2 protein-coding genes are annotated in these 4,037 nt (G+C 44.1%); both read left to right on the top strand.

Annotation, left to right across the window (positions count from 1 at the left end; translation table 11 throughout):
• Nucleotides 1-3,642: TonB-dependent receptor (locus F6K57_RS38575; RefSeq protein ID WP_364305900.1), on the top strand; the 3,642-nt coding region annotated here is incomplete at its 5' end.
• A gap of 105 nt (nt 3,643-3,747) precedes the next feature.
• On the top strand, nt 3,748-3,966 hold the full coding sequence (locus tag F6K57_RS38570) for a hypothetical protein (protein WP_293073870.1): 219 nt from the start codon (nt 3,748-3,750) through the stop codon (nt 3,964-3,966).
• Nucleotides 3,967-4,037 lie beyond the last annotated feature (71 nt).

Raw genomic sequence — 4,037 nt, 5'->3', positions numbered from 1 at the left:
ATAAGCCTGGATTTGACACAGGAGACATCATTCAACCTTGACCTAAAACCGGTTGAACTCCCAACCATTGCTTTTGCGGAATTAGGAGAAGAGTACCAAGACACTCTCGAAATCGCCAACTACTGGATACGGCAAAGAAGACGCAACCGCAGACAAAGACGCCAACAACGAATAAGAGAATCGACTCCATCTCCTACTTCTAAACCCAAATCATCCTATTTAAAAGTACTTGCCCCTACTTCGGATAAGGTATTAGATATCCCAGCAACTAGCATTATTTTACAATATGCTTTGGGAGCTGAGGTGGAACTTCGGGTCAATGGTGAACTGATAGACCCCTCCTTCATTGGACGCACAGAAACAGATACACTAACTAATCTTATAACTCAGACTTGGTATGGTATTGTCCTTAAGGAAGGGGAGAATACGATCACTGCCACTATCGCTGGGTCAGATAACGTAATTTCTATACCGGTACAAGTAAGGGGAAGACCCGATAAACTGGTTGTGGAAACCCGCGAGGCTCGTATCCCAGCCGATGGACGTTCTCTAGCAACGGTTAAGGGTCGGTTATTGGATAAATTCGGTAATGTCTCTCACCGCGATAGCATTGTTACCTTATACACTAGTGACGGTGAGTTCGTTGGTGTAGACCAAAACCCAGACCAACCGGGATTTCAGGTAGAAGCTCGCAAGGGGCAATTTACGACTGAACTGCGTTCAGGCTTAGACGCTAAAACGATTCGGATTAGTGCTGCTACTAATGATTTAGAAGCCTTTACCCAAATGCAGTTTGAAACCGCACTGCGCCCAAGTTTAATAACTGGCGTGATCGATATGCGTTTGGGAACTGAAGGGACAGACTTTTTCAAGGGCTTTCGGGACTTTTTACCAGAAGATGAAGATGATGACACTAAATTTGACATCCGATCTGCTGCTTTCTTCACTGGAAGCCTTGGCGATTGGTTAATTACTGGGTCATTTAATACTGACCATGCTTTGAACAAAGGCTGTGATTGTAATGATAGTAATCGGTTATTTCGCGAGTTCCAATCCTCTGAACAAGACTATCCCGTTTACGGTGATAGTTCGACAGTGGATGTAACTACTCCTTCTATAGATAATGTCTATCTGAGGCTAGAACGCTCTGGGACAAAAGTAGGAATAGAAGCGGACTATTTGATGTGGGGGGATTACAACACTGAGGAGTTTTCTAGACGCTCTCAGCTATTTACTTCCACGAGGCGCAAACTCCATGGCTTCAAGACTAACTACAACTTTGGTAAGTTTCAAGTTACTGGATTGTTCGCCAATAACGTAGAAGGCTTCCAGCGGGATACGATTGCCCCTGATGGTACTAGTGGTTTTTACTTTCTGTCTCGGCGACTATTGGTTCCTGGTTCAGAAGAGGTTTACATCGAGTTAGAAGAACTACAGCGACCTGGTACTGTAATTCAACGAGAACGTCTCAGTCGGGTCAGTGATTATGAAATTGACTATGACCGTGGCACCTTATTGTTCAACCAACCAATGTTACGTACTGACTTGGATGAAGAAGGACAAGTCTTAGTGCGGCGGATTGTTGTTACTTATCAATTTGATGGGGATAGCGAAGATACTAATATTTACGCAGGTCGGTTTCAATACAACTTCTCTCGGGAACTTAATCAAGAGAGTTGGCTCGGCGCTAGCTATCTACGGGAAAATCAGGGAGCTAGAGACTTTGAACTTTATGGTGTGGATGGTTTGTTCTCCTTTGGGGAGAATGTTCAATTAATCACAGAATATGCTCACTCTACCAATGATTCTGACGAATTAGGCTTAGTCAGCGGTTCAGCCTACCGCGTCCAACTAGACGGGAAATTTGGTGATGGTTTCTCCGGTAAGGCTTATTTGCGCTCCACTGAAACTGGCTTTGCCAATAACGCTACCGTTAGCTTTGTTCCTGGTCAAACCCGTTATGGTGCTCAGTTTCTGGCCAAACTGACTGATACGACTAGTTTTCGGGTACAGGTAGACCGGGAAACTAACCGAGGTATAGCCCCCCGAGTTGTTAATAGTTTCGGTGATTTATTCGACCCCCGTACCGAACCCCAGGCTGGTAATCGGGTGGATAATTCTCTAACTACTGTAATTGCGGGGATTAAGCAACGTATTGGTGCGGGTAGCCTCCAACTCGACTGGGTGTTTCGCGATCGCGAAGACCGTAAAGATGATTCTAGAAGTCGTACATCCAATCAGTTGCGATCGCGTTTTAAGATGCCCTTAACTGATAGGCTCACTTTCCAGGCTCTAAATGAACTAACCTTATCTAGCGAAACCGATTCAGTGTATTCAGACCGGACTGCGATCGGATTAGACTGGCGAGTATATCGAGGAATTACCATCAATATCGGACAACAATGGTTTACCCGAGGGCAATTTGAGGGACAGGAAATTACCCATCTTGGTATCAGTGGCGATTACAATCTTGGCTCTGATACCACTATCTCTGGACGTTACTCCATTGTTGGCGGATTAGATCAGATGACCGGTCAGGGCGCTATCGGATTGAAGCAGGGCTGGACGATTTTCCCTGGCATGCGACTAAACCTTGCTTATGAGCGGGTATTAGGTAATTTCCTTGGAGAAAACGCTGCTGCTGATCAGTTCAGTCAACCTTACGCTTTTGGTCAAGGAGCCTCAGCCCTTGGATTTGAGAGTGGAGAAAGCTACAGTATCGGTTTTGAATACACTGACAGTCCCGATTTCAAAGCCAGCTTCAAATGGGAGCATCGTTCTTCTAATCGTGGCAACAACACTGTCATCACTGGTGCCGCCTCTGGGAAATTGTCTCCTGCTATAACTGCTTTGTTTAGTTATCGACAGGCGAATGCTGCTAATCAAAGGCTTAGGAGCCGATTAGGAAACTCGATCAATCTCAGGCTAGGTGTTGCTTACCGTAATCCCGCAAGCGATAACTTTAACGCTTTAATGCGCTATGAATTTCGCCAGAATCCCGCTACTATTCCCGATACGATTTTATTGGGCAGTGGTACTGGTTATAACGAACATCTATTTTCCGGCGAAATGATATATGCTCCCAACTGGCGATGGGAATTTTACGGTAAATATGCTTTGCGTTATAGTAAATCCTATTTATCCAATGATTTAATCGGAGATAGCACCATTCATCTCGGTCAACTCCGAGCATCCTATCGTCTAGGCTACAACTGGGATATAGTCGGTGAAGCTCGCTTGATCTCTCAACCTTCAGCAGACTACTTTGAAAATGGCTTCCTGATTGAAACTGGCTACTACCTGACTCCCAGTCTGCGCCTTGCTGCTGGATACGCTCTTGGTAATATTGACGACTACGACTTCCGTGGCTCTCGTTCCGCCAGTGGTCCGTATTTAGGACTTACTGTCAAACTTGATGGTCTGATTGGTAATTTATTTGGCGGCTTTGGCAATCAAAAGGTAGCACCACCCCAGCAGCAGGAATCTCAAATTGAATTCATTGTTGAAGATAACCAAAAGCAAGAAAATCCCAATAAAACTAACCAACCTGTGGTTGAAGAAGGGCTAGAAGAAAACAGTAAACCCCTTTATAACGACAAATCAGAAGAGGATAACACACAAGCAAGAAGAACAGAAAAATAATAGTGTGTTCCGGTAATTTATGATTGGCAATTTGAGTATTATTGCCGATTAATAATGACAAATTTATTAGTATTAATTATCAAAATTATAGCGTTTATCATAGCTATGAGGTACACATTATTTTTTCCCTCTTCCCTCTTCCCTCTTCCCTCTTCCCTCTTCCCTCTTCCCTCTTCCCTCTTCCCTCTTCATTCTTCCCTGCTCCCTGCTCCCTGCTCCCTGCTCCCTAAAAACCAGAGATTTGTACCTCATGGGTATAAGACTTGCTATAGCTTGAGTTTTTCCCATGCCATCGTCGATAGCACTAATCACTTTTTTTCTTAAATCGTAACTGTAAGGAACTGGCATTTGATTAATTGATTAACAATACTTTACTTTATGACTAGTATGTACTA

The sequence above is a fragment of the Moorena sp. SIO4A5 genome, from assembly GCF_010672005.1.
Classification (GTDB): Bacteria; Cyanobacteriota; Cyanobacteriia; order Cyanobacteriales; family Coleofasciculaceae; genus Moorena.
This window is presented reverse-complemented; position numbering and strand designations above follow the sequence as displayed.